Below are 25,120 nucleotides of genomic sequence, written 5' to 3' on the forward strand. Positions count from 1 at the left end.
CGACAGTCGAGTCAGCCGAAGGTCAAGAGAAAACATGCCCCGCGACTGGATGGGTCCAGGCTTAGGCGTCCACCGATCGCCTCGGCGGTTGCCGTAACAATATTCAAACCCATACCCGTCCCACCACTGTTTCTCCGCGTGGTGAAAAAGGGCTGCATTATCTTTCCTGCATTCCCATCGCTAACCCCCGTGCCGTTGTCTGCAACGCGCAGGGTGGTCGCATCGTTGCCTTGACCTGCTGTCAGAACGATTTCGCTGGCGTCGTGTTGTTGTGCATTTTCAAGCAAATGCGTCAGTATAATCCTTAGCGTTTCTTCAGCCACGGGCAGAGGGAGATCTCCGTTTACGACTTGCACCGAAAGGTTGGGAAAGGTCTCGGTCACGAAGGGAACGACATCATCCAGACGACAACTTCCGGTCAAAGCACTTTGATCGGCAAGGCTGAACGCACGCATATGGGCCAGCAAGTCCTCCATACGCTTGCCGCCTTTATCTACGGTGTCCAGAAGCTTGTTCCGTTGTTCCACAGGCAAGCTGTTGTCCCGCAGCAGCTCGGTCGCACCTTTGAGGGCAGTCAGAGGAGACTTCAACTCGTGCGTGACATGGGCGGTATAGGTTTTTAGCGCGTCTTGTTTGTTTTGCAGACGTGTGGTGAGAGATTGAAAGCTCTGACTCAGCTCCTCAATTTCGCGGGTTCCTAAATGCTCTGGTGGCTCCCACGCGTCAACGCCATAGCCTGCCGATTGCGTCCTTTCTATCAAAAGGCGGATGGGCCGTGTGATAAAGCGCCAGAACACAAACCCGATCAACGCAGTGGACAAAGCCACGAATACGGCCGCTTTGGCCAAGTTAAAACGCTCGCCATAAAGAAATCGGAAGATATGGTTTGGGGTCCGGCTCAGATAGACAGCCCCGATCTGCGCCTCTTCTACGAACACCGGCATCGCAACAAACACGCGAACACGGGCTGCCCTGCTGAGTGTATAGACCGCAGGCGTTCTGTCCTCGCGCAGACGCGTTCGAGCGACCGACGCGATGTTCCCCTGCATAGCTTCCTGTACTTCGGCCACCTGCCCCAGATTCTCTCCGAGTTCGGCGGTTCCGGCGAAGACATTTCCGAGCGTATCCAGAAACCGATACCCCACCAGCGTTTGCGTCTGTGCTCCAGCCGCGATCCGAGATAAAGGAGCCGCTATTTGCTTATAAACGCGGTCGGGGTCTAGTTGCATTGCCTGCGCATCAGGGCGCGGAGGCAAAACTGTTTCCCGGTTAACAGACAGCGCTGGAAAGACTGCCCGATCGACCGAAATTGCGCCGCGCTTGGGCGGATCAAGCCCTGCTGCCTCAGCATATAGCTCGGAATAGGTCGCCGAGAGGACAGCAGCTTGTGTCAGCAGGCTTTCTTCGGTTTGCTGGACCAACTGGCTGTCGTAAAATCGGAACAGTGCCAGCCCAGCAAACGGCAGGCACAGAACAATCCCCAGAACAAGCAAGACAACAGTCCAAAGCTTGGGACGTTTTCTAGGCTTTACCCCGCCTTGCATGATCCCATCCTCAGGCCAACACCATGCACGGTGACGATTCCGTCGGTGCAGCCGGCTTGTGACAGCTTGGCGCGAATATTGCGAATATGACTGTCTATTGTTCGGTCCGACACGTGGATGTTGTAGCCGTACAGCGCATCCACCAACTGAGGTCGGGACATAACGTGATCCGGTCGAGACATCAAAGTTGCCAACAACCGAAGCTCTGATCCTGTCAATACCACCTGCTCTACGCCGTACAGGCAAGAATGGCGCCGCGCATCCAGAGTCAGCTTCCCTTGCACGAGGACTTGTTCGGCCGGGGTGGCTGGCGGGACGCTGCGTTTGAGGATGGCTTTGATACGCGCCACCAGTTCGCGCGGGGAAAAGGGTTTGGTAAGATAGTCGTCTGCTCCGATCTCAAGCCCGACGACCCGGTCAACCTCATCATCCCGAGCCGTAAGAAACAGGATCGGGACATCCGAGGACTTGCGAATTTCGCGACACACTTCAAGCCCGTCACGTTCAGGCAAGCCGATATCCAATACGATCAGTTCAGGTTGCTCTTGTCGAGCAGCGTCAAGTGCGGCCAAACCGTCACTGGCAAACATCGTTTGAAAACCCGCGTTTTCAACTGCAAACCCTGTTACTTCAAGAATGTCCGGATCGTCGTCGACGATAAGAATACGTGCGGGCATCAAATAAGGTCCTCAGCTCTGATCCTGATAATAGGCTTGGATGCGCCACCTGCGAAAGCCCCATTCTCGCCAGTTGGAAATGGCATCCTGGGACATGAGATAGTCCAGTCTTTTACCGCAAATACGCTCGCCGGTTTTGGCTTCAAAAGCGTGTATGGCAGGGTATGCATCGGGACCTAATCCACAGATGTAGTAGGTATCGAGGAACGCCAGATCCTGACCTTGCGTCAGGTTGTAGCCAGCGATCAGGTGCGCGAAATTGACAAAGCAGCAAACATAGACTGTGACGACAACGGTGGCCAGGCACCGTCGCAATAGCCAATCAACTCCCAACCCTCGATAAACTTGAATGACCGTCAGCACCAAGCCGATCAATACAAGGCCCATCCAGATAAAGGCGGCAACGCGCAGATAAGTCAGGGCATATGCCTCGACATACAGCTGTAGGCGGAAGGCTGCGGTCATCACCAAAAAGATATTCTGAGCCAACCAAAGATAAACCAGATTCCGCAAGACTCTATCCTGCGCGATCATGCTGCGTGTCAACAGGACGAATACCCCTGCTAGCAATGCCGTCACGACCAAAGGATAGGCACCGCGATGGGCATAGGAAGCATAAGTCATACCATCGGGCAAGGCGACACCGCCGGTAAAAACACCGATATCCATACCTGTCTGCACAAAGAACAACAGGTTGAACAAAAACAGCGAATTCCGAACAGAAAGAGGGTTGATCAGAAATGTAACCCGTCCGGGCCCGGCCCTCTGGAAAGAGGGTTTTTGCGCTCCGGAACCCAACCAAGACTTACTAAGGTTCAAACACGCCCAAACTTGAGACCCGATCAGACACCAGAACAAGACGCGCAACCAAAAATCGGCTGTGAACAAATGAGTTGGGTCCAACCCTTGCAGGTAGCCTTCCAGAACTGGGTTTGCGGCGGCCAGCAGTATCAGGAAAATGATGCCCATCATGAAGGGAAGCACGGCCGAAGATGCCTGACGACGAATGCCCTTGCCCATATCTGCCTCAGGCAAATCACGCAGCGCGGCCCAACTCAGCAACAAGTTTCCGATTGTAGGCAATCGCACTGCAACCCTAAAAAACAAGCGTTCGTTCAACGGCAATCCGTAGACTGACCACCCCACCAGCAAAACCAACCCGGCCAGACTAAATAACACCGACAAGAATTGCAGGTCGATGCACAACGGCAAATTGCTCACTAGGGCAAAGCCCATGGCCCCGACCCACTCGCGCCGATTGGTCCGAGGGGTCTTCAATGCCACTATTGTTGCCGAAAGGATCATCGCAAACACGGCAAGAGAGATTCCAATCGGCTGGTGCCAGAACAGCCAATCTGCCAGTGTCACCAAAACGCCAAGCAATGGTATCTTGTGCCGCATTCCAAGTGAGGAAAACAGCGATTTATCGCTTTGCGCCCGTGGGGTTGTTTGCGCGGATGTTGTCTCTGACATGCTTAGCCACCACGCATCTCGTTTAAGGCTATCCGGCACTCCGTGGATTATCAGCTCCTGCCTCATTACGCGCCTCCTGATTGCGGTTGTTCTTCCCGTCAGGTTGACAGACGCAATTGCAGAGCTGGGGCGACTCCTGAACAGGTTTTGAAAGGCTATTGTGCAGATTTTGCGCACACCTTTGAGGAGACCACCCAGTTGACCAAACGGTCAGACCCAGCGACGGTCGCGTGTCGACCACCAGATACAAACCAACAGTAGGACTTGAATAACCAGGCGTAAGTTCAGCTGCCATTCGGCTACAAATGGGTAAAGCTCAGGGTTCAATGACATATGAATGTTGGCCGGGGTCACGGCCAATGTCAGTAAAATCAGACAATTCCCAGCCAGTTGGCGAACCTGCGGCAATAGAATGCCAATCGCCCCCAAGATCTCCAGAACTCCTGACACGTAAACCACCGCCAACGGCCAAGGAACATAAGGTGGCGTAATACTTAGGAAGAACTCTGACACGACAAAATGCCCGATCCCGCCGCAAAAAAACCAAAGGAAAACGATCAAAAGACCCAAGTAATAAAATCTGACCATGTTCCCCTCAGACTCGCAAGCACATTGGATGTCGGGAAGCCGCCAGGCATTGGGGAACTCCAAGTTGAACCAGCCGGTTTGAGGCAACGTCATTGTAGGTCCAAGCTGTTTGCGACAATGGCACATGACTTATTTTCATCCATAAATCTCCGCAACCGGAGGCCACGGTAAATTGAACACCGAACCCACTGAACAAACGACACTTGGCAGAGCTTTTTATCGCTTGAAAACCTGACTACTATGCTGCCTACGCAACCACTACCGCGGGACTGACCAATGAAAGCCGTTCTCTACGAAAATTTCTCGCAGCCTCCTAAGCTGGTCACAATAAGCGACCCCTCACCGGATGCAGATGGCGTTGTGATCCGCGTTGAGGCGTCGGGTGTATGCCGCTCGGACTGGCACGGTTGGATGGGGCATGACGACGATATCGAATTGCCACATGTCCCCGGCCACGAACTGGCCGGCGTTGTGGAAGCCACAGGCGTAAACGTCAAGAAATGGAAACCAGGTGACAGGGTAACAGTCCCCTTTGTCGCAGGCTGCGGCTCTTGCCCGGAATGCCACGCGGGACATCAACAAGTGTGTCTGGATCAACATCAACCCGGCTTTACGTACTGGGGCTCATTCGCCGAATATGTTGCGGTCCATCAGGCCGATCTAAACCTTGTTGCTTTGCCCGAGCGCATGGAATTTGCAACCGCGGCCAGCCTAGGTTGCCGCTTTGCGACGTCTTTTCGCGCCGTTGTCGACCAAGGGAAAGTCGGCGCAGGTCAATGGGTCGCCATTCACGGGTGCGGCGGGGTCGGTCTGTCTGCCGTGATGATCGCCAGCGCGTTGGGCGCTCAGGTCATAGCCGTAGATATTGATGACCGAAAGCTTGACCTGGCTCGAAACCTGGGCGCGGCCACCGCAATCAATGGCACCGGGACAGATGTCGCAGCAGAAGTTATCGAATTGACCCGTGGCGGTGCTCATGTCTCGGTTGACGCACTGGGACATCCGACGACCTGCTTCAACTCCATCCAGAACCTACGACCCCGAGGGAAACATGTGCAGGTTGGGCTTATGCTGGGCGAACAAGCGCAACCTCAGGTGCCAATGGCAAAAGTTATCTCGAATGAGCTTGAAATCTTGGGCTCTCACGGAATGCAGGCCCATCGGTACGGCGCGATGTTGGACATGATCGCTTGTGGCAAGCTGGCGCCAGAAAAACTGGTAGGCAAAACGATCAACCTGTCTCAGGCACCGCAGGCCTTGATGGAAATGGACCACTTTCAATCCATCGGCGCGACAGTCATCACTGATTTCGACCGTTAACGCGACTAGCTCTTGTCGTTAAAAACGGATTGTTATCACCAAGATTCTTGTGTGATCAGATAGATATAGGCCATAGTCTTGCTTAACCCGGTTGCGAACGCAGTGGAACCGAGTGGGAGGAGTTTTGAAAGAAAGGCATTATACAGCCGCAAAATTGAATGCGGCGCTTCGGGTATTGGATCGCTATCAGATTCAATCTGATGGTGTATTCGAACGAACCGATATCGACAGAAGTCGCTTAAAAGACACAGAGTATCGTGTCTCGCTGCGTCAGATCATCGATGTGCTGAATAATATCGCGCAGCAGCGCTGGCACCCGGAATTACCTTACGATATCGGAAGAAACCTCCATATCTCGGATTACGGGCTTTATGGATATGCTGTTCTAAGCAGCACAAGATACCGGGATACTGTAGATTTCGCGCAGAGGTTTCACTATCTTGCGGCGCCTACAGCCGAAATGTCCTTTGACTTTGATAAGGACAACCCGGGTTGGGAATTTGAACCGGTCTCGGTGATCGAACAATCGCCTGACTTCTATGCCTTTCTGACCAATCTGCAGGCCGGAATATTTGCCTCACTGCATCAGGACGTGATTGGTCAGGATTTCCAGTGCAATTTGCTTGAGTTGCGATACCCTAGGGACAGTTATTACACCATTCCGGCACACGCCGCAGATGCCATCAGATTCTCGGCTGAGAAGAACCGGTATAGTGTTTCTCCCAAATGGATGGACCAGAGATTGGAACTGGGAAACCGGATGACCTTTCAGCAAATCGTCCAGATTTGCGAACAGGAGTTGTCCGAATTGCTCAGCCGCGATGAGGGGCGCGTGTCTGGAGAAGTTCGAAAAGCGCTTGTTCAAAGCCTCTCTTTTGGGGCCAATATGGAACTGATTTCACGTCAGATTGGATTGACTAGCCGAACCCTGCGCCGCCATCTGAAACGAGAAAACACGACGTTCAGCGATATCGTCGATTCCACCCGGTCTGAACTAGCACTTCGGTATCTTCGGGATGCCGAACTCAGCACACAGGAAATCGCCTATGTGCTAGGTTTCTCAGATTCTGCCAGCTTCGTGCGCGCCTTCAGAAGGTGGACAGGAAAAACACCGAAACACTATAGGGTCGGTTTCTGAAGGCGGAATCTGACGCTACGTTGTCCTCGATTGTCAATCTTATGACCCGATGTGGGGTTTACGCACTGGGGTCGACTGGCAATATTTCCCACTAAGTCGAAACATCCGCAGATCAGTCTTTCTGTTGGGTATCGAGTTGCTGCTGGCTAGGAGAGAGGCTGAAGCATCCGAGAAACGGCCGGAGGTTAACTATGTCATTGCTGCGAGCGAAACCCCATCCGACAAACTCGTTTGGCTTTAAAGTTTTGTTCTTGCAAGCAAATACAGACTGGCGGGCGCAACTTGGTCCGAGCCGGATCAGCTTACGCACTAATCCTCGCGCCACATATAACCCGCAAGAGAGCAGGTAAACTGGAAGGAAATCTATGCAGTTCGATTACGTCATAGTAGGTGGCGGCTCCGCCGGGTCGGTTCTTGCCGCACGCCTCAGCGAAGATCCGAAAGTTTCGGTTTGCCTGCTCGAAGCCGGCGGGGGTGGCAACGATATATTCGTACGTATGCCTATGGCAGTCGCAGCCATGGTCCCAAGCAAGCCGATAAAGATCAACAATTGGAGCTTTGAAACGGTCGAACAACCCGGCTTGAACGGGCGCAAGGGCTATCAGCCGCGCGGGAAGTGTCTGGGCGGGTCCAGTGCGATCAATGCCATGCTTTATGTCCGCGGCCAGCGCGAGGATTATGATGCTTGGGCCGATCTGGGCTGCGAAGGATGGGATTGGGACAGTGTGTTGCCCTATTTCCGAAAAGCCGAAAGCAATGAACGCGGCGAAGACGACATGCATGGCGGCAGCGGACCGCTGCAGGTGTGTGATCAGAAATCCATCCATGTTTTATCTGAAGCCTTTGTTGATGCCGCCACGCAGTTGCAACATCGCAGAACTCGCGACTTCAACACCGGCGACAACGAAGGGGTTGGATTTTATCAGGTCACACAGTTCTTTGACGAAGACAAAAACGGTGAACGCTGCTCGGCGGCTGCAGGCTACGTGTTTCCCAATGCCGACAGACCCAACCTTACGATTGTGACCCGCGCTCGTGCACGTCGCGTCACCTTTGAGGGGAAACGTGCCACAGGCGTGATTTATCAACACAAAGGCCAAGACATTGCGGTTACCGCAAAACATGAAGTCTTACTTTGCGGGGGGGCCTTTCAGTCGCCGCAACTATTGCAACTGTCAGGGATCGGTAATGGTGCAGATCTGTCCAAGTTGGGCATTCAGGTCAGACATGATCTACCGGGCGTCGGCCAGAATTTGCAGGACCACCTGGACTTTATTCTTGGCTACAAGACCAATCGGCACGACAACCTTGGGATCAGTTTGAGAGGCGGTATCCACATCGTCCGCGAAATCCTGCGGTGGCGCAAAGACGGAGTTTCTCTTGCCGCGTCACCCGTCGCCGAAGCTGGCGCATTCTTAAAGACCGATCCGGCGCTGGACCGGCCGGATATTCAGTTTCACTTTGTGCCAGCCTTACTCGACGACCACGGGCGCAAACAACATCTGGGACACGGCTACAGCTGTCACGTCTGCCAAGTACGACCGTACAGCCGCGGCTCGGTCTTTTTGCAAAGCACAAACGAGCTGGCTGCACCGGGTATTGATCCAGCTTTCCTGTCCGATCCTCGCGACATAAAAGTCATGGTCAAAGGCGCGAAGATGATGCGCGACGTCCTTGAGACCGAAACTATGACCCAACACCGCAAAAAAGAGATGTTCGGATCTGATAAATTGAGGACTGATGAAGACTGGGAAAACCACATCCGGTCTCGCGCAGACTCAATCTATCACCCCGTCGGCACGTGTAAAATGGGCGTAGATGAGATGTCGGTCGTAGACCCTGAACTACGCGTGCACGGGATTCAGGGGTTACGTGTAGTTGACGCTTCGGTCATGCCCAATCTGGTGTCCGGGAACACTAACGCCCCTACGATTATGATCGCCGAGCGCGCCTCGGATCTGATTAAGGCTGCCCGCGCAGCCTGATATCTGAGTCCAAAAGGCACTGGTCGAAACGCGGACCAGTGCCGGAACTCACTCATGCATAATTCTAACGCTGAACCGAGACTTTCACGTCATAGGCCGTCTTGAATATCTCGGGCATTCGTGTGGGGCGACCGGTGCTCAGTTTGGTGCATACGTAGTGGGATTTTGCCCGCAGGATCGTTTTCATGTCTTGCAACCGGATCACTTGAAAAGACCGGCTGGCGCGCAACCGTTGGTCGTTGGCAGAGATCCAGTTGTAAACAACGATCTCATCTCCCAGAAAAGCAGACGCGATATAGTCGATTTCGTGACGCGCGGCCGCCATGCCGCGGTCCAGCTCCAGGCAGGCACGTTCACCCAAGCCCACGGCCCGTGTGTGCTCCCATACTGTCGCGTCCAGCCACTTCAAATAAACGGCATTGTTAACGTGGTTAAAGCCATCGAGATCGTCTTTCGTTACGACAAAGCGTTTCCAAAACGCATCAGGACAATCGGACAAGGTCGACAGGTCTTGGTCGTGACGGGCATTCATGAAATAGCCTTTGCGTTCAAATAGGGTTCCAGACTTTTGTGGTAGAACACGTCAGGAAACAAGACCCAGAACCCGATAGTTTTGATACTTCTTAGCTAAGCACCTACACGATGCCTTTACCCAGTCAAAACGCTGGTTACATCTCGATCACGCGCTGCAATTGCGCATAGCGATCGCCCAGTTGATGGTCGATCATTACCAAACGTTTGGCATAATGTGATCCTGGGTATTCCCATGTCATTCCGATACCCCCATGTAACTGAATGCTTTCTTCGGCGATCATGGCGCCTGCACGTCCAATGAGGTTTTTCGCCATGGCGACGTATTTTTCAGCTTGATCGGTTCCCAGCTTACTGGCCGCCAGAATAGTGATCGACCGACACTGCTCGATCTCGATTGCCATATCTACCGCACGATGCTGCAACGCCTGAAAGCTGGCGATTGGGCGACCGAACTGTTTTCGCTGTTTCAGGTATTCCACAGTCATGTCTACAAGAACCTGCATAACGCCAACCGCCTCGGCACAGAGTGCCAGACGGCCCGCATCCAAACTCGCTTTGATGCTCTGGGTTGCGTCTTCGACCAGACAGATGGCCGGAGTATTTTCCAAAATCAACTCGCCTGCACCGCCACCGTCAATCATGGCATAGTCGATGGTCTCGGGCGTCTCGACCAGAAACAGCCCGATTTCCGCTTCGACACGCGCTGCCACCAGTACGCCATCCGCGCCGGGCAGGCCGTATACCACAGATTTTCGACCGTTCAGAACCCAACCTTCACCGGACTTGTCTGCACTTGCCCGGATCAAAGAAAGACTATCAGCATCCGGCTCGAACACCGCAAAGGCGAACCTTCTGGCGCCCATGATCATCTCATCAACCAACGTCTGCGCCCCGCAGTCGGCAGCGACACGCGAGCTCATCAACGCGGCCAACATCGGCTCGGGGCATAGGCCCCGTCCCAGTTCCTCGAAAACAGTGGCTATATCGAAACCAGTGCCACCGAAACCGCCTTTGTCTTGGGCCACAAAAGCGGCGATCAGGCCCAGTTCTGACAATTCCTCCCATTTCTCAGCAGAATGGTACGGAGCGGACGCAGTCGCCGCGGCCCGGACTTTGAAATCATATTGGTCCGCCAAATAGCGGCGCACAGTATCGGACAGCATCTGGCGGTCTTCGGTCAGGTTGAAATCCATGCGTCAGCCTCCAAAAAGGTCTTTGGCGATGATGTTGCTCTGAATCTCGTTTGACCCGCCAAAGATCGACAGCTTGCGGTTGTTGAAATAACTGGCCGCAGCGCGCGCTGCTTCTTCGGGCACAGACAGCACGTTCTCTGGCAACTCATCTGCAGGGAATGGGGCAGCCGCAGACCCAAGCGCTGAACGGGTCAGGCTTAGAATTCGTTGGCGGATAACGGTTCCTTTGATCTTGAGCATTGAGCTTTGTGTTCCGGATGCAGCACTTTCTTTGGCCGCCGACAGCATACGCAGGTTCATGATTCTCAGCGCCTCCAGGTCGATTTCTACCTCGGTCATTTCCGCCGCAAACAACGGATCCTGGGACAATGGCCTGCCCCCCCGAACAAGGGTTTGGGACAACATTTTCAGCTTATCAAGGTCGCGGGTGGAAAACCCGACACCCGCAATATTTGTTCGCTCATGTGTCAGAAGGTATTTGGCGATGGTCCAACCTTTGTTTTCCTGACCGACCAGATTGGTCACGGGCACATGCACGTCGGTAAAGAACACCTCGTTCACCTCGTATCCGCCTTCCAACAATCGGATCGGACGCAGCTCAACCCCCGGTGTGTCCATATCGACCAGAACAAAGCTGATACCCTCCTGCGGTTTCCCTTCATTCGACGTCCGCACAAGGCAGAAAATCTTGTTTGCATACTGCCCCAGCGTCGTCCATGTTTTCTGGCCGTTGATTACATAGACGTCGCCTTCCCGCACAGCGCGGGTCTTGAGGCTTGCAAGGTCGGAGCCCGCGCCCGGCTCGGAATAGCCCTGACACCACCAATCTGAGCCATCCAGAATGCGTGGTAAAATTTCAGCTTTTTGGGCTTCGGTTCCGAACTTGATCAGAACCGGCCCTAACATGTTCAGGCCGAAGGGAACCGTACGAGGGGCATTGGCCAGAGCGCATTCTTCTTCGAAAATATGGCGCTCGACCGCACCCCACCCGGTGCCGCCATATTCCGAAGGCCACGTTGCAGCCAACCAGCCTTTTGCGTTCAGCTTTGCATGCCAGTCTTCCATATCCGCCTTGCTTAAAGCTGCAGAGTTACGGTTTTTTCGAACAAGATCATCAGATAGGTTATCGTCCAGAAACGCGCGCACCTCAGCACGAAACGCTTCTTCTTCCGGGGTAAATCTCAGGTCCATGTTCACGCCCCTTTGTTAAGATCGCCGAAGGTTTTACCCGCTTCGGCCAGTTCGCGCAGCAGGTCTGGAACCTGCCAGTAGTAAGGGTCTTCTCGCGCGTATGCCTCAATGCGTTGCACCAGAACATCCAGCCCCGTCATATCGGCATATTGCATAGGTCCACCCCATACGCGCGGAAAGCCGTAACCGAATAGAAATACAGCATCTACATCAATGGGACGCAGGGCTATTTTGTCTTCAACAACCCGAGCGGCTTCGGACACCATCGCCGCCATGTATCGGTCGACGATTTCCTGATTGGTAAAGCTGCGCCCGGTGATCCCTTTGGCATCACGTTCAGCCTGCGCAAATTCGGCCACCGCTGGATTAACGCTGCGGGATTTACCGTCGTACAAGTAGAACCCTTTGCCAGTCTTACGTCCGAACCAACCCTGTTCACAAATACGGTCGGCAATCTCGACATATCGTTCCTGCGCCGGACGGGCGGCAGCTTTGCGTTTGCGCGTGGCCCATCCAATATCCAAACCGGCAAGATCCGAGACGGCGAAAGGTCCCATAGCGAAACCGAACTCTTCCAACGCAGTGTCGATTTGATCAAACGGCGCCCCATCAAGATGCATGTAAGACGTTGATTTCAGGTAATGCGCAAGAATTCGGTTTCCGATAAACCCGTCACACACCTCTGCCCGAACCGCAATCTTTCGGAGTTTCTTCGCAAGTCTGAAACAGGTGGCGACCGTCTCGGGCGCGGTTTCTTTACCAACCACAACTTCAAGCAATCGCATGACATGAGCAGGTGAGAAAAAGTGCAAACCGATGACATTCTGAGGCCGCTTGGTCGTAGATGCGATTTCATTGACATCAAGATAGGAGGTATTGGTGGCAAGGATGGCACCGTGTTTGCAAACCTCATCAAGCTTTCCGAAAACCTCCTGCTTGACCTCCATGGATTCAAAAACAGCCTCGATCACAACGTCCGCATCTGCCAGCGCGGCCATATCCGTGGTACATGTCAATGCGGCCAAGGCCGTGTCCCGTTGCGCCTCGGTCAGTTTGCCGCGCTGGACGGCACCGGCAAGATTTTTGGTGATCGTATTGCGAGCGAAATCCACACGATCCTTTTCCATCTCAACCAGCGTAACGGGCATCCCGGCCAGAAGCATCGCCGTAGCAATGCCCGAGCCCATGGTACCACCCCCAATCACCCCGCCCGAGGTCAGCTCTCTTGCTTCGGCCTTGGCTTCGGGAATATGGGCAACTGCCCTTTCCGCGAAGAAGGCATGCTTCAGCCCTTTGTGTGCGTTGCTACCCATCGCTTCCACGAAAAGCTCACGTTCAATCTTTAGACCTTCGGCGAGCGGTAGGTTACTTGCTTCAGCAGCCTTTAAGGCGCGTTCAGCGACCTCACCGGTGATCTTGCCGCGAAAGGCATCGATTTCATCAGCACTGAGGCGATTGTCCTGATCCGCAGTTGCGCGGGTTTTCAGGGTGCTGTCCAACACCTTTTGACCTGCAGCCAACGCTACCGCTTCGGGATCACCCTCTTGCAGATCATCCAGTAACCCTGCATCCAGCGCGACGTTTGCCGATACCGGTTTACCAGAGGTGATCATTGTAAGCGCCGTTTGCCCATCAACCAGGCGCGGAAGGCGTTGCGTTCCGCCCGCACCGGGCAACAGGCCGAGATTAACTTCCGGTAGGCCCAGTCGAAGACCCTTTATACCGACCCGCGCGTGACAACTAAGCGCGATCTCAAGCCCTCCACCCAGTGTTGTTCCATGCAGAACGCAAACAATAGGCTTGGCGCTGGCTTCCAGTATCTCACACACTTCGGGCAAACCCGGCTGCTTCGGCGGCTGGCCGAACTCGCGAATATCAGCACCGGCGACAAAAGTCCGCCCCGCAGCATAAAGTACTATAACGCGAACGGTTTCGTCCCCGGCCAGATCACGGACTGCGTTCACCAGCCCGATACGCACACTATACCCCGCCGCGTTGACCGGCGGATTGTCGATTTTTACGAGCGCTAGGCCATTTTCTTTGCGTGTTTCAACTGACGCCATGGGTTCCTCCTGATTTCACTCGCATACGCCCAAAGCCTCCGTTGCCTTAGGTGCTGTCATCGCGAGGTGTCAGCCCTAAACTTCTGCTGCATTCTGTCAGCACCCACAAAACAAGTTTTGGAGTTTCGGCACCAGAGGGTTTCTTGTCAGTCACTGATTTAAGAAATGAAGTGCAGCGTGGCCAAAGGCACGAAAGAACCCGTGTTAATCGTGGTCGGATTCAATACACCATCAGTAGCTCCAGCGATAGCTGAAGCAGAGTAAGCAATCTGATCCGCGCAAAGCGCCTTGGGATAGTCCGGAAACAGGGCCTATAATCGTTCGATTTCATCCTTTTGCGGGCCAGTCAAAGAAGGGCCCGCAAACGTGAATTGTCTTCAAAAGCGCCAGCGTGCGCCCAAGACGACTGTGGACAGGTCATCAAACTCATCGGATGAGTCGTCATAGGCATAATCCTGGTACGAGAAGTAAGCTTCCATATTGTACTGGTCGATTTTTTGGACGACACCAATGCCCCAGACCTCAGAATCCGAACCATCCGCGTTAAAATCTGAGCCATCCCAGTAATGAAGCCCGACACCGGTTTTACCAAAGTTGAACCAGTCGCCCTCGTAGCCGATTTTGAGATAGTAAAAACTGGGATCTGCCGAGGCATCATCGTCCACATCCCTCTCACCGATGGCGACCGCGAAGCTTAAGCCGTTATCCAACAGAACCGAGGCCGATCCAACAACGTCCTCACGCTTTTCGCTTTCACTGCCGCCTGCACCGCTGTTGCCGGATCCACGTACCTGATAGGCCAGTCCGGCGGCAACTTCGACACCGTTGGCAAACGTGTTTCGATAATAGGCTGCAAAGTCATAATAGTCGCGGTCATCGTTGAAATCTTCTTCCAACACGTTCTGGCCATAAGCCAGACTGAACGAAAACCCATTAAACGACGGCGTGTCATAGCGCACCCGTGTCCGCCGCGCGCCATCAAAGTTATCGGTTGTTCCCGAGACCGTCGGCCCGCTCAGAATGCCGCCATCGTCACGGAACAGGAAAGATGCGTTTGAATCCGCGGTGAACGAATACAAGACCAGAGCAACCAGCGACAAATCCTGTTCGGCGACACCATCAGCGGCCATGCTGCCCTGCCCGGCCGAGAAAGTGCCCCAGTCTCCCTCTAGGGACAAATCTACATGTCGAATGTCTTCGCGTGTCCAGCCGCTGAAGTCGTTGCCGTTCTGATCCGTTTCGGTCGAATTTGGCAAACCCAGTGCAGTTTCAAAGCGGAACCGGAACGTGTTGGCGCCATAGGGTTGCTCGAGCCGTAGTCCAACACGACTGTTGGAGGCGTCGAAGTCGCGAACATTGGTTTCGGTCTCTTCTCCGTCATCAACCGAGATGATAGCGGGGTTCAACTGTCCATACAGCACAACAAAACCGCCCGAGTTGTTGTCGTACTTTAACTCGGCCGTGGCCGGCAGTGCAAAACCCAGAGCCAGAACGGCAGCCGAAGATATCAATCTGGTTTTCTGTGTCATCTGTCATTCCCTCATTTTTAAATATTGCAACGCACCCGATCACCTCTGCGTTTGTTGTCCGGTCAGTGTCAGAAAAAGGTGCGCAGCGGATGTGCAGGTATGTCTTGTCTGAATTGCGGCTCCTCCGTGTTTCAATGAAACACCGCGCCTGCTTCAGAACTCCACTCGTTGCCGAAGCCTCAGAGTTCCTGATACAGGCAACAGCTTAAATGCCGTGGCCCATTGCGCTGCTCCTGTGGGAATTTTCTCAGAGTCCCAACGGGCGACCGCACGCTATATGTCTTCAAGTATTTACGTATTATGTTTTTTAGTTTCGTTTTGAGATAAGCTAACCCAAGCGCTTCCGGTGTGTCACGTGATTTTTCGACACGCCACGTCTGAGAAAATCGGACTTTGAAAACAGGCTACCGCTCGCCATGACCAGACATGCCCCCGAGCTAGGCAACCGGGGGTTTTCGTGGCCCGCTTTTTCCGTGTAAACGCAAGACATGATCAGGAAGAATCCCGTCGGGACGCACATACTATTAGACCATCATGGCGGGTCGAGGCTTACGGACGCCTCGTATCTAGAGAGCGCGCTTAAATCTGCGGCCCACGCTGCAGGGGCTACAATCCTTTCAAGCAGCTTTCACACTTTCGGTGGCCATGGCGGCATTACGGGCGTTCTGTTACTGGCCGAGTCTCACATCTCGATTCACACATGGCCCGAGAAATCTTATGCCGCGATCGACATTTTTATGTGCGGGGGCACCTGTCCCGAACGCGCCGTGGTCTGCCTTGCAGAATTGTTGCACCCCGAGAGTGTGGACATCACTCGTATTCACCGAGGCGCCTTAACGGAACCAGAAATCCCACCCGTCCAAATAGTAGCCGACCAAAGCATGTGACTGCAGCGTATTCGGATCAGCCGCGATACGCGCGGTATCGGCTCCGAATACCTGCGTTGCACGCCAAACATCTTCATCAAGATATCGCAACCCCCCCGGCAACAAGATCTTTCGGCCTGACACAGGCTCTGGCGAAGCCAACACAAACCCCCACTCACCGAAACTGGGCACATAGCTGTGATAGGGCAAAACACTTAGCCCCTGCCCCGGTCGCTGAGGATTCCGGCTGGACTCGATCGTTCCAACAACGGACCAAAACGCCTGTCGTGCAAAAAAAGGTGAACCGGCTTGTGTCACAAGAAGTCCTTGCGCGCTGAGGCGTTCAACCAGAATGGAATAGAATTGCCTAGTATACAGGCGCGACAAGCTTATGGATTTCGGGTCAGGCAAATCTACAATGATCACATCGTAAATCTTGTGATCCCGTTCCAGGAATTTCCACGCATCATTATTTACGATCGTTACGCGAGGATCACTTAAAGCAAAATCGTTCAAACTCGATAATGCTGGATGGTCGCGGAACAACTCGGTAACTCGTGGATCAAGGTCCACCAAAGTGACATTGTGAACATCTGGGTAGCGGAGCACCTCTCTGACGGCCATTCCGTCCCCCCCGCCCAGAACCAGCACCTGAGCCCTGCGCGGTGCCAAAGCCATTGCAGGATGAACCAAAGGTTCGTGATACCGATGTTCGTCAAGGCTGTCGAATTGGATTGAGTGGTCCAGAAACAGCCGCACTCTGTCTCGATACCGCGTAACAGTAACCTGTTGATATGGGGTGGTTTCCGACAGGATTATGTCATCTTCAAACAACTCAGCCTCGGTTATGGAGACCAACCGTTCAGATTGCCATAGGCCCACAACCGTGGCCAGCATGGCCAACGTCCAGACTGTGACTTGCCTGCGGGTCGTTAGCTCCCGAAACACCAGCAATGACAGCCCCGCCACCGCAAGATTTAACGCGCCGAATGCAAGACTTGCGGACATCAATCCCAAATGCGGAATAACCAACAACGGAAATGCCAGTGAGGCCACCAAAGCCCCCACGTAATCCACGCTCAACACGTTTTCGAAACGGAACTTTAGCGCCCCGATCTCTTCCAACACACGCGCGATCAAGGGCAATTCCATGCCCGACAAGATTCCGATGGCAACCAGTGCCGCGTACAAAGGCAAGGCCACCTGACCTATCCACGCGTAGTTCAAGAACAGAACCGGGGCCATGAAGCCACCGACAATGCCCAACAGTATTTGCGCCCAAACAAACCCAGAAAAAGCATGAATAACATAGCGCGACAGCCACGCGCCGATCCCCATTGCCGACAGGAAAACCCCGATAACCAGAGAGAACTGACGCACCGAGTCGCCCAGCAGATAACTGGAAAGAGTTGCGGCAATCAGCTCGTAGATCAGGCCAGCCACGGCCACCAGAAAGGTGGCCGCCAGTAACCAAACCGCCCGTGCCTGAACCGCCGGAGCGGGTGTCATGACAGGATGACAGCGGCGATGATAATTGAGACAGCCACGAAGAGCAGGCCGATCAGAATTGCCAGCGCAATGTTCTGGTCCTTCTCGATCTCACGCACGATGGAAAACGGCGTCAGCCAATCGATCACTTTCCAGACACCCCACATCAGCGAGACACCAAGAACAGTGTAGAAGATGGTGCTTACAATCTCGGCGATCTGAATCGCTGCCAGATATTCCATTGGTTTTCCCTTATTTTACACGACCTGTTCGATAATATCCGCCGCCACTGCTACCGACGCGAACCGAAGTATCCAGATCGCGGCTCTCGGCGCCATAGCCGTGCCATGCGACGTACCCCACTGAAGCGATTGCGGTGGTTGAAATGACAACAAAAATAGCTCGGAACAGGTTCACGTTAATCCTCATCCACCCAATCGGTTCCGGACCAACGGGCGCGCTGGTGCAGCCATTTACGTCCGAATTGCAGCAAGAACAACAACCCGAAGCCGCCGGCCAACGCAAGCGTCCACATGCCGCTGGACAGACCGGAACGCACATTGATCGTGAGTTGGTTGAAAGGATAACTCGGAGCCGAGGATGCCCCCGGCCCGGTCCAGACCCCTTGGTCGGGCACGTCCACTGTTAGTGTGTAATCGCCTGTACGTTCTGGCCGAAACGACAGGTTGGCGCGTCTTGAGCCTTCGCTCCATGATCCGTCGGCGTCGCGGCCCGAGTAATACTCGATGGTCCGGCCTGCTAGGAAGACAGGAGTGTCGTCTGGATCCAGCAATTCCAGATCCAGATACGCCCAACTGTTGCGAACATCGGCCGAAAAAGAAATACGCGCAAGCTGACTGTCGGCTTCCAGCGGGAACGTGATTTCTGCGGGAAAATCCGCCCGCGTCAGGACATGCGCGCCCAGCACATCTTCACCCGTGCGGCTGGCAAAAACAAAGGACATGACAAGGCAGATGATCGCAAACACGCACGAGGCGACCAGTATAAAGCCATAATTCGGTCCGGCAACAAATGGCTCTAGCGGGTGAACGCGAAAAGGTTTCCGATCAAGCTGAACATCGAATGCGTCTTCGACTGTTTTTCTGGGGACATAAATCGAACGATAGCTCTCGCGTTCAGAGCCAGTCTTAGAAAAACCCAGCATCGCCGCATCAGACATCGCTGAAATGGTTGTGGTTTGCTCGCCGATTTCTGGCCGCCACGTGAATTCACCTTCGACATAGGTGATCGAGCTTGTCGTCGTTTCGAAATAGACAAACCGCTCTCCATTTACGCGGACAATCGGCGGATATTCTGATATTTCCACTGCCCGTTCAGATATCCATCCTGGCCCACGGTGGCGTCGGGTAAACACCAAATGGCCAGCTTCCAGCGTTAGCCACGCATACCCATGTGTGGGTGAATAAAGCTGGTGATCAATCCAGGTGTAAAACCGCCCGCCCCACCGTTCTGAGTGCTCGATCATCCCGATAATAGTGAAATCGACCCCATAAAGCGCGCCGGTCATCCCGATCGAAAACGGTGTTTTGGGACGCGTAAGTCCCTTGAACTGCCTGAGAGTTCTGTAGTTGTCCTGCGCGTCCAGTTCGCTACCGCAATAAGGGCAGATTTGTACCACGACACGACCGCCACCCAACACGTTCAGCCCCGCGCCGCAGCTCGTGCAGTTGATCGACAGTACCTCGGGGTTTCTGGTCATTACTGGCGCTCGACCTGTATGTCGAAAGGATCGTACCAGCGACCATAGAACCACGCGCCGGACTGATCCCAAAACTCACCAGACAGCAACGCTTCGTCACCGGCAGACGCGTTTACGAATTGATAGGTTTCTCCCACGGTCAGAGCTTCGTCGAACTGCCCGCGCAACGCGATACATTCGGCACTTTCCACTTCTGTCACCGTAAACGTCGCCGAGTCGAAGTGTAATGTTTCGCCGGGTTTGAAGGGCGGTTGGTTCTTCGGCGCGTCGTCCGCCTGCAAACGGGTTTGCCGCACGACGTCACCCTCGTCGACCGAAATCCAGCAGGTTTCTCCGGCTTCATCCACACCGCAGAACTCATCCCAAAACCCGCGACCGTAAGAATATCGGGCGTGACCTAGAATTCGGGTCGAAGTCCGGCCCATCACCACCCGATCGCCAACCCCGAATAAGAGTGGTGCATCATGCATCACGCCTTGGTCACCCGCGACCGAGGCCGTTTCGTCGTTCAGCATCAGCGTAGTTCCGCAGGACGGACAAACAACGACCTTAATCAACGTCAATGAAATAGGGCAGTCCGTCCCGCAATTCGGACAGTTCAAATTCTCCATACCGTCAAGTTGCTTATGGGCTGCCAAAGCGCAAGAACAGTTTGACAGAGCAAGATGCAGAGTGTTGCTTTTTGATCAGGTCAAGAATGCAGAGCCGGAATTCTGCTCCAAAATCTGATGCACCAAAGGATTTACAAACCGCCGTCGTAGAGTGACCGCATAGAACGTTTCCTTGATCCGGGGATGCTCTTTGGCCTCTTTCAATCGGCCCGAAGTCAGTTCGTCTGTCACAACGATAGGCGCCACAAGCGCAAGGCCAATATCCTCGCGCGCGAGCAGTCGCATCATCGCCATATCATCCACCTCGGCGGCGATCTGTGGACGAACCGATAACCGGCTGGCCAGCGCGTCAAAGGCCGTTCGAACGCTGCTGTCAGTTGTCGGCAGAATAAACGGCTGTTTATGCAACAACTCGCGCAAAGGTGCATCAGACTGCAACCGCCCCGGAGTGCCCACGATGCTAACCTCTTGCTCACCGATCGAGTGAATTTCGAAAGGGGTCAGGCTGTCATCAGGGGGGGGCCTGTTCATCAAGGCAAGGTCCAGATTGTGCGCCTCTAACCCCTCTAACAATTCGGTCGGACTGCCCGATCTTAGGATCACCTCTACATCCATACGAGACAAGATGGGCCTTAAAAACCCAATCTGAAAGTTGCGTGACAGGGTCGCCAGCGACCCCACCCTAAGTGCCTTTCGGTTCTGAACTGTTCCTTCCATCGTGGCCACAAGTTCTTGCCCCGTGGCGAAAATCGCGTCTGCATGGTCCAGTGCGATGCGACCGGCCTCGGTCAATTGCAACTGCCGACCGCGGCGTTCAAACAAGGCGTGACCCAGACGTTCTTCCAGTTGTTTGATTTGCACAGAAAGAGCCGATTGAGACAGGTTCAGACGCTGCGCCGTGCGGGTCAGGTTACCGTCATGCGCAACGGCCCAAAAATATCGGAGATGATGATAGTTCAATGGCATATTGTTCTATTTAATAGAACGTAATCTTGCAAACAATGAATTTTTATTGTCACAAATTCTGTCCTATCTGCCGCAAAGGGCCCTTTGGCCACGACACAGAAGGAAATGGACTATGGCTTACGTTTTTTTGCCGCTTCTTGGCCCGCTCGTCTTACTTGGGGCAGCATGGTTTGCGTCGCGGCAACCGGGAAAACGACCGGGAAACACAGCAGGCCTGACTGAAGTTGCCGCATTCGCGGCCTTCGGTTCCTCGATCCTTGCAACCATATTTTTGGTGATAAAGGGGCCCGGCACATCGGCATTGATCGGGATGTTCGGCGTCGGCCTCTCGGTTCATCTGAATGCGGTGAGTTCCGTGATGCTGTTGCTAGTCAGCTTCATCGGCTGGATCGTGATCCGCTATTCCAGAACTTACATGGATGGCGAAGACCACCAAGGTGCCTTCGCGGGCTGGATGTCAGTCACACTGGCGTCGGTTCTTCTATTGGTCATGTCCGGCAATCTTGTGCAGTTCTTTCTGGCTTGGGTCGCGACCAGCCTGGCATTGAACAAATTGCTGCTGTTCTATCCGGAACGCGCCACCGCGCAGCGCGCAGCACGTAAAAAAGCCCTCGTTGCACGGCTAAGCGAGGCGACCTTGGCATTGGCTTTTGTGCTGATCGTTGTCGCCACCGGGACCACAGACATAAAAACGATCCTTTCGGTCGTAGAACCAAACTGGCTGACGATGTCCGCTGCCTTTCTGATTGCCGTGTCTGCTGTCCTGGCTTCAGCCCAGTTCCCGCTGCATGGATGGCTGACCGAGGTTATGGAGGCCCCAACGCCCGTTTCGGCCCTGCTGCATGCAGGTGTTATCAATGCTGGCGGTCTGCTGCTAATACGTTTCGCCGACGTAATGTTGCTTGCGCCGGGTGTGATGGCTTTGTTGGTCATGTTGGGAGGGTTCACCGCCTTGTTCGGCGGGTTGGTGATGCTGACTCAACCAGCAGTAAAGACGTCGCTTGCATGGTCGACCATTGCCCAGATGGGCTTCATGGTCATGCAATGTGGCTTGGCGCTGTTCCCGCTGGCATTGCTGCACATTGTGGCCCATTCGCTGTACAAGGCACATGCGTTCCTCAGTGCTGGCGAAGCAGTGCGAAACGTCGCTGCTATTCGCCGCCCCGGACCGATTGCCGTCCCAAGCGCGCGTAACGTGTTGCTGTCCTTTGTAATCGCGATAGCAATCTATGGGCTTGTTGGCATGATCGTTGGGTTTGACGGAAAATCGGTTCAGGCCATTGCACTGGGAGTCATCCTGATTTTCGGCGTCGCTTATCTCTTGGCCCAAGGGTTTGCCGATGCTGCCCCAAGGGCGTTGATGCAACGCACTGTCGCCTATGCTCTGGTCACTTCGGTCAGCTATTTCGCCCTGCAGGTCATCGCACAGAAACTGACTTCGGGAACCCTGCCAGCTACTCCGGCCCCTGGCCCGCTTGAATGGGCTTTGATTATCCTCGCATTGATCAGCTTTGGCTGTGTTGCCGTGGCACAGGCGACATTCCCGTTATGGGCCGCGCACCCGGCAGCGGCAGGGCCAAGGGTTCACCTGACCAATGGTCTCTATGCCAATGCAGTTTTCGATAAGTTGCTGGACGGTTGGTCCAAGCGTTCGATCGTGTGAAAGGAACGTTCCTCATGTTTGCGAAACTTGAAACCTACCCCGCCCCTTTGTTGGAGCTGGTGACCGAGGCCAACGACGTCTCCAAAGCGATCCCGCCGCTGTTCCCGCTTTCCTCTAGCGTTGCGGTGAACCCCTTTCTTGGCCAGATTGATGAGCCACTTTCGGTCACCGCGGCACGCCTTGCACGGGTTGCCGGAACACGGATCACCCCTGCTCGGGAATACTGGAAAGCAAAATATGAGGGCGACGAGATCTTGCAAGAAGATGTGCGCGCCGCTGTGTCAGCGGTTGAAGGGCAATTTAATGCACCACGCCTGCAAGACGTACTGGACGCATTAGACACACCTCAGGACACGCCGCAGCCACTGGCAACCGTCGCCGAACTTGCTGCCGATGTTTCTGGTATTGATTGGCCTGGCTTGATCGAGGATCGCATCGGCGCCTGGGCTGCGGGTCATTTTGATCAGGGTCAGGCGCTGTGGCAGCAGTCCGATACAGGCGGCGTATTCCAGTCGTGGCGAGAATTCGCCACGCGTGACCTGACGCCTGAAATCCACGGTTTGAAAGGCTTTTGCGCCTTTGTCACTCGAACCAACAGGTCGCATTGGCGCGCCATAGGACGGGCGTCCGAGCGGTTGGGCGTCGACACTGAGGCCGCCAAAACGACGTTCCACCGCTGGTTGATAACCTTGGGCGGTTGGGCGCAGTACGGCCGGTATCATTTGTGGCAGGCCGAATTGGACGGACGCCCAGACAGCACTGTGGCTGAGTTGCTGGCCGTTCGCATGGTGTTTGATGAGGCGCTATATGACCTTTACCAAGACCAAATCGCCGCCCGTTGGGACGAGGTCGTAGCCAAGCACCGCACACCCGTCACGCCGTCCAAGTCTGAGGTGATCGACGCTGTCCTGCAGGATGCAGCTGAACGCGCACAGCAACGCGCTTTGGCGATTGAACTGAAAAAAAGCGAACCCGTCGCCTCCAATGGACGCCCTGACATACAGGCAGCGTTTTGCATCGACGTCCGCTCTGAGGTTTTCCGCAGGGCGCTGGAACCACAGGATGCCAAAATCGAAACCATCGGCTTTGCCGGGTTCTTCGGTTTGGCCAGCGCGCACAAGGCCGCAGGGTCGGACGTGACCGAGTTCAGGGGTCCGGTTCTATTGAAAGCCGGGGCAACCTCGGAAGCTGTTGAACCTGTCAAAGCGGACCTGAACCGCCGCTACACGGCGCGCGCTAAACGCGCATGGGGCCGGTTCAAGCTGGCCGCCGTGTCGTCCTTTGCCTTTGTCGAGGCCACTGGCCCGGTCTATGCCGGTAAACTTGTGCGGGATTCGCTTGGTCTGGGTGACAAGGCCAAACCGGAACCGGCGCCAAGACTGGACCCTTCCCTAAGCTTTGAAACGCGGGTCGGTATGGCCAAGTCGGTTTTGTCGGCTATGTCGCTGACCCATAACTTCGCACGAATTGTCATGTTGGCGGGCCACGGGGCCGACGTCACAAACAACCCCCATGAAAGCGCATTGCAATGCGGGGCCTGTGGTGGCTACGCCGGAGATGTGAACGCTCGCCTTTTGGCTGGGCTGTTGAACGATCCCAACATACGAAGCGGTCTTCAGGCTCAAGGGATAGATATACCCGAAGACACCGTGTTCTTACCTGCGTTGCATCACACGACGACTGATATGGTCACTTTGTTCGAACAGGATTTACCATCAGGCACCGCAGCGGCAGAGATTGCGCGGCTCAAAACCTGGTTGAATGCCGCAGGGGATCTGTCGCGCGCAGAACGCGCGCAACGCCTGCCGCGTGCAAACGAGTCTGCAGCAGTTCTGCGTCGTGCACGTGATTGGGCTGAAACGCGGCCCGAATGGGGTCTTGCCGGGTGTCGTGCGTTTGTCGCCGCTCCACGCGACCGGACCAATGGCGCGGACTTGTCCGGGCGGGCTTTTCTGCACAACTACAACTGGCGACAGGATGATGGGTTTGGCGTCCTTGAATTGATCATGACTGCTCCGGTTGTCGTGGCCAGCTGGATCAGCTTGCAGTATTACGGTTCAACCGTTGCGCCCGACTTGTTCGGAGGAGGCAACAAGCTTCTGCACAATGTTGTTGGCGGGATAGGCGTGCTGGAAGGCAATAACGGCGCCCCCAGGCCGGGCTTGCCATGGCAGTCCGTGCATGATGGCAACGGATTCCAGCATGATCCTCTGCGCTTGACGGTGGTTATCGAAGCCCCGCGCGAGGCGATGTCAAACATCCTGGCACGTCACCCTGACGTCAAAGCTCTTTTTGACAATGGGTGGCTTCACCTGATCGCCATGGATGACAGCGGACAACTGGCTTGGAGATACGACGGCAACCTCGAGTGGTCCCCAATCCGCGAAATTCCAGACACCTCAGGCGCAATCGCAGCAGAATAAGAACAGAGCAGCAAGACACAGTAATTTTGGCGGTTAAGTCCATTTTAAATTGGACTTAGCCAGCCTGTTTACTTCGCCTGGCCTGAAACAAGGCAAAGTATCCAGAGCACTCTTGGCCAGTCTCTGCCGGTTTCCCTTCTTGTCTGCA

At 54.6% G+C, this 25,120-nt stretch carries 20 protein-coding genes; 6 read left to right on the forward strand and 14 right to left on the reverse strand.

Annotated elements, in window-relative coordinates; genetic code table 11:
- Positions 1 to 11 precede the first annotated feature (11 nt).
- From ACR3EG_RS00710 to ACR3EG_RS00725, 4 genes are all read right to left on the reverse strand, one after another.
- Positions 12 to 1,544, reverse strand: coding sequence for a sensor histidine kinase (locus ACR3EG_RS00710; protein ID WP_480482028.1), 1,533 nt, complete (start codon positions 1,542 to 1,544; stop codon positions 12 to 14).
- Positions 1,529 to 2,221, reverse strand: a complete 693-nt coding sequence (locus ACR3EG_RS00715; protein WP_480482030.1) for a response regulator transcription factor — start codon at positions 2,219 to 2,221, stop codon at positions 1,529 to 1,531. The genes ACR3EG_RS00710 and ACR3EG_RS00715 overlap by 16 nt, the downstream gene beginning before the upstream one ends.
- A gap of 12 nt (positions 2,222 to 2,233) precedes the next feature.
- A complete protein-coding gene (locus ACR3EG_RS00720; protein WP_480482032.1) occupies positions 2,234 to 3,760 on the reverse strand; it encodes a DUF4153 domain-containing protein in 1,527 nt (508 codons plus the stop codon).
- A gap of 144 nt (positions 3,761 to 3,904) precedes the next feature.
- Positions 3,905 to 4,282: a DoxX family protein gene (locus ACR3EG_RS00725; protein ID WP_480482034.1), complete on the reverse strand. Its 378-nt coding sequence runs from the start codon at positions 4,280 to 4,282 to the stop codon at positions 3,905 to 3,907.
- 276 nt (positions 4,283 to 4,558) lie between these two features.
- Here ACR3EG_RS00725 and ACR3EG_RS00730 point away from each other — a divergent pair, with 276 nt between their 5' ends.
- From ACR3EG_RS00730 to ACR3EG_RS00740, 3 genes are all read left to right on the forward strand, one after another.
- Complete coding sequence (locus ACR3EG_RS00730) at positions 4,559 to 5,602, forward strand: zinc-dependent alcohol dehydrogenase family protein (RefSeq protein ID WP_480482036.1); 1,044 nt, start codon at positions 4,559 to 4,561, stop codon at positions 5,600 to 5,602.
- A gap of 154 nt (positions 5,603 to 5,756) precedes the next feature.
- Entirely contained in the window at positions 5,757 to 6,740 is a 984-nt protein-coding gene (locus tag ACR3EG_RS00735) for an AraC family transcriptional regulator (protein WP_480482038.1), read from the forward strand.
- 365 nt (positions 6,741 to 7,105) lie between these two features.
- Complete coding sequence (locus tag ACR3EG_RS00740) at positions 7,106 to 8,725, forward strand: GMC family oxidoreductase (RefSeq protein ID WP_480482039.1); 1,620 nt, start codon at positions 7,106 to 7,108, stop codon at positions 8,723 to 8,725.
- A 64-nt stretch (positions 8,726 to 8,789) separates the two neighbouring features.
- On the opposite strand, the gene ACR3EG_RS00745 is transcribed toward ACR3EG_RS00740, so the two are convergent.
- The 5 genes from ACR3EG_RS00745 to ACR3EG_RS00765 all read right to left on the reverse strand — a co-directional run bounded on the left by ACR3EG_RS00745 (position 8,790) and on the right by ACR3EG_RS00765 (position 15,235).
- Positions 8,790 to 9,257: an acyl-CoA thioesterase gene (locus tag ACR3EG_RS00745; RefSeq protein WP_170356457.1), complete on the reverse strand. Its 468-nt coding sequence runs from the start codon at positions 9,255 to 9,257 to the stop codon at positions 8,790 to 8,792.
- A gap of 136 nt (positions 9,258 to 9,393) precedes the next feature.
- Positions 9,394 to 10,452 (reverse strand): acyl-CoA dehydrogenase family protein, encoded by a 1,059-nt coding sequence (locus tag ACR3EG_RS00750; protein WP_480482041.1) that lies wholly within the window; start codon positions 10,450 to 10,452, stop codon positions 9,394 to 9,396.
- A 3-nt stretch (positions 10,453 to 10,455) separates the two neighbouring features.
- Positions 10,456 to 11,643, reverse strand: a complete 1,188-nt coding sequence (locus tag ACR3EG_RS00755) for an acyl-CoA dehydrogenase family protein (protein WP_480482043.1) — start codon at positions 11,641 to 11,643, stop codon at positions 10,456 to 10,458.
- Between the two features lie 2 nt (positions 11,644 to 11,645).
- Positions 11,646 to 13,706: a 3-hydroxyacyl-CoA dehydrogenase NAD-binding domain-containing protein gene (locus ACR3EG_RS00760; RefSeq protein WP_480482045.1), complete on the reverse strand. Its 2,061-nt coding sequence runs from the start codon at positions 13,704 to 13,706 to the stop codon at positions 11,646 to 11,648.
- Positions 13,707 to 14,083: 377 nt separating this feature from the next.
- Positions 14,084 to 15,235: a porin gene (locus ACR3EG_RS00765; RefSeq protein WP_480482047.1), complete on the reverse strand. Its 1,152-nt coding sequence runs from the start codon at positions 15,233 to 15,235 to the stop codon at positions 14,084 to 14,086.
- Positions 15,236 to 15,723: 488 nt separating this feature from the next.
- Here ACR3EG_RS00765 and speD point away from each other — a divergent pair, with 488 nt between their 5' ends.
- Positions 15,724 to 16,122 carry an adenosylmethionine decarboxylase gene (speD, locus tag ACR3EG_RS00770; RefSeq protein WP_480482049.1) on the forward strand — a complete coding sequence of 133 codons (399 nt, stop codon included), beginning with the start codon at positions 15,724 to 15,726 and terminating at the stop codon, positions 16,120 to 16,122.
- On the opposite strand, the gene ACR3EG_RS00775 is transcribed toward speD, so the two are convergent.
- The 5 genes from ACR3EG_RS00775 to ACR3EG_RS00795 form a co-directional block, all read right to left on the reverse strand.
- Positions 16,069 to 17,610, reverse strand: a complete 1,542-nt coding sequence (locus ACR3EG_RS00775) for a polyamine aminopropyltransferase (protein WP_480482051.1) — start codon at positions 17,608 to 17,610, stop codon at positions 16,069 to 16,071. The genes speD and ACR3EG_RS00775 overlap by 54 nt on opposite strands.
- Complete coding sequence (locus ACR3EG_RS00780) at positions 17,607 to 17,831, reverse strand: DUF350 domain-containing protein (RefSeq protein ID WP_170356464.1); 225 nt, start codon at positions 17,829 to 17,831, stop codon at positions 17,607 to 17,609. Before ACR3EG_RS00780 ends, ACR3EG_RS00775 begins: the two co-directional genes overlap by 4 nt.
- A 176-nt stretch (positions 17,832 to 18,007) precedes the next feature.
- Positions 18,008 to 19,309, reverse strand: coding sequence for a DUF4178 domain-containing protein (locus ACR3EG_RS00785; RefSeq protein WP_480482053.1), 1,302 nt, complete (start codon positions 19,307 to 19,309; stop codon positions 18,008 to 18,010).
- A complete protein-coding gene (locus tag ACR3EG_RS00790; RefSeq protein WP_480482054.1) occupies positions 19,309 to 19,824 on the reverse strand; it encodes a DUF4178 domain-containing protein in 516 nt (171 codons plus the stop codon). The genes ACR3EG_RS00785 and ACR3EG_RS00790 overlap by 1 nt, the downstream gene beginning before the upstream one ends.
- Before the next feature lie 171 nt (positions 19,825 to 19,995).
- A complete protein-coding gene (locus ACR3EG_RS00795) occupies positions 19,996 to 20,886 on the reverse strand; it encodes a LysR family transcriptional regulator (protein ID WP_480482056.1) in 891 nt (296 codons plus the stop codon).
- A gap of 112 nt (positions 20,887 to 20,998) precedes the next feature.
- On the opposite strand from ACR3EG_RS00795, the gene ACR3EG_RS00800 reads away from it, so the two are divergent.
- Both ACR3EG_RS00800 and ACR3EG_RS00805 read left to right on the forward strand, forming a co-directional pair.
- Complete coding sequence (locus tag ACR3EG_RS00800; protein ID WP_480482058.1) at positions 20,999 to 22,549, forward strand: proton-conducting transporter transmembrane domain-containing protein; 1,551 nt, start codon at positions 20,999 to 21,001, stop codon at positions 22,547 to 22,549.
- 14 nt (positions 22,550 to 22,563) lie between these two features.
- Complete coding sequence (locus ACR3EG_RS00805) at positions 22,564 to 24,972, forward strand: YbcC family protein (RefSeq protein WP_480482060.1); 2,409 nt, start codon at positions 22,564 to 22,566, stop codon at positions 24,970 to 24,972.
- The last annotated feature ends 148 nt before the right edge of the window (positions 24,973 to 25,120 follow it).

The sequence above is a fragment of the Ruegeria sp. AM7 genome (genome assembly GCF_056535965.1).

Coding starts and splice junctions, on each gene's coding strand:
- ACR3EG_RS00715 (WP_480482030.1), bottom strand. CDS start 2,221: ATGCCCGCACGTATTCTTATCGTCGACGACGATCCGGACATTCTTGAA.
- speD (WP_480482049.1), top strand. CDS start 15,724: ATGATCAGGAAGAATCCCGTCGGGACGCACATACTATTAGACCATCAT.
- ACR3EG_RS00795 (WP_480482056.1), bottom strand. CDS start 20,886: ATGCCATTGAACTATCATCATCTCCGATATTTTTGGGCCGTTGCGCAT.
- ACR3EG_RS00790 (WP_480482054.1), bottom strand. CDS start 19,824: ATGCTGAACGACGAAACGGCCTCGGTCGCGGGTGACCAAGGCGTGATG.
- ACR3EG_RS00750 (WP_480482041.1), bottom strand. CDS start 10,452: ATGGATTTCAACCTGACCGAAGACCGCCAGATGCTGTCCGATACTGTG.
- ACR3EG_RS00755 (WP_480482043.1), bottom strand. CDS start 11,643: ATGGACCTGAGATTTACCCCGGAAGAAGAAGCGTTTCGTGCTGAGGTG.
- ACR3EG_RS00800 (WP_480482058.1), top strand. CDS start 20,999: ATGGCTTACGTTTTTTTGCCGCTTCTTGGCCCGCTCGTCTTACTTGGG.
- ACR3EG_RS00805 (WP_480482060.1), top strand. CDS start 22,564: ATGTTTGCGAAACTTGAAACCTACCCCGCCCCTTTGTTGGAGCTGGTG.
- ACR3EG_RS00730 (WP_480482036.1), top strand. CDS start 4,559: ATGAAAGCCGTTCTCTACGAAAATTTCTCGCAGCCTCCTAAGCTGGTC.
- ACR3EG_RS00720 (WP_480482032.1), bottom strand. CDS start 3,760: ATGAGGCAGGAGCTGATAATCCACGGAGTGCCGGATAGCCTTAAACGA.
- ACR3EG_RS00760 (WP_480482045.1), bottom strand. CDS start 13,706: ATGGCGTCAGTTGAAACACGCAAAGAAAATGGCCTAGCGCTCGTAAAA.
- ACR3EG_RS00740 (WP_480482039.1), top strand. CDS start 7,106: ATGCAGTTCGATTACGTCATAGTAGGTGGCGGCTCCGCCGGGTCGGTT.
- ACR3EG_RS00725 (WP_480482034.1), bottom strand. CDS start 4,282: ATGGTCAGATTTTATTACTTGGGTCTTTTGATCGTTTTCCTTTGGTTT.
- ACR3EG_RS00745 (WP_170356457.1), bottom strand. CDS start 9,257: ATGAATGCCCGTCACGACCAAGACCTGTCGACCTTGTCCGATTGTCCT.
- ACR3EG_RS00780 (WP_170356464.1), bottom strand. CDS start 17,831: ATGGAATATCTGGCAGCGATTCAGATCGCCGAGATTGTAAGCACCATC.
- ACR3EG_RS00775 (WP_480482051.1), bottom strand. CDS start 17,610: ATGACACCCGCTCCGGCGGTTCAGGCACGGGCGGTTTGGTTACTGGCG.
- ACR3EG_RS00710 (WP_480482028.1), bottom strand. CDS start 1,544: ATGCAAGGCGGGGTAAAGCCTAGAAAACGTCCCAAGCTTTGGACTGTT.
- ACR3EG_RS00785 (WP_480482053.1), bottom strand. CDS start 19,309: ATGACCAGAAACCCCGAGGTACTGTCGATCAACTGCACGAGCTGCGGC.
- ACR3EG_RS00765 (WP_480482047.1), bottom strand. CDS start 15,235: ATGACACAGAAAACCAGATTGATATCTTCGGCTGCCGTTCTGGCTCTG.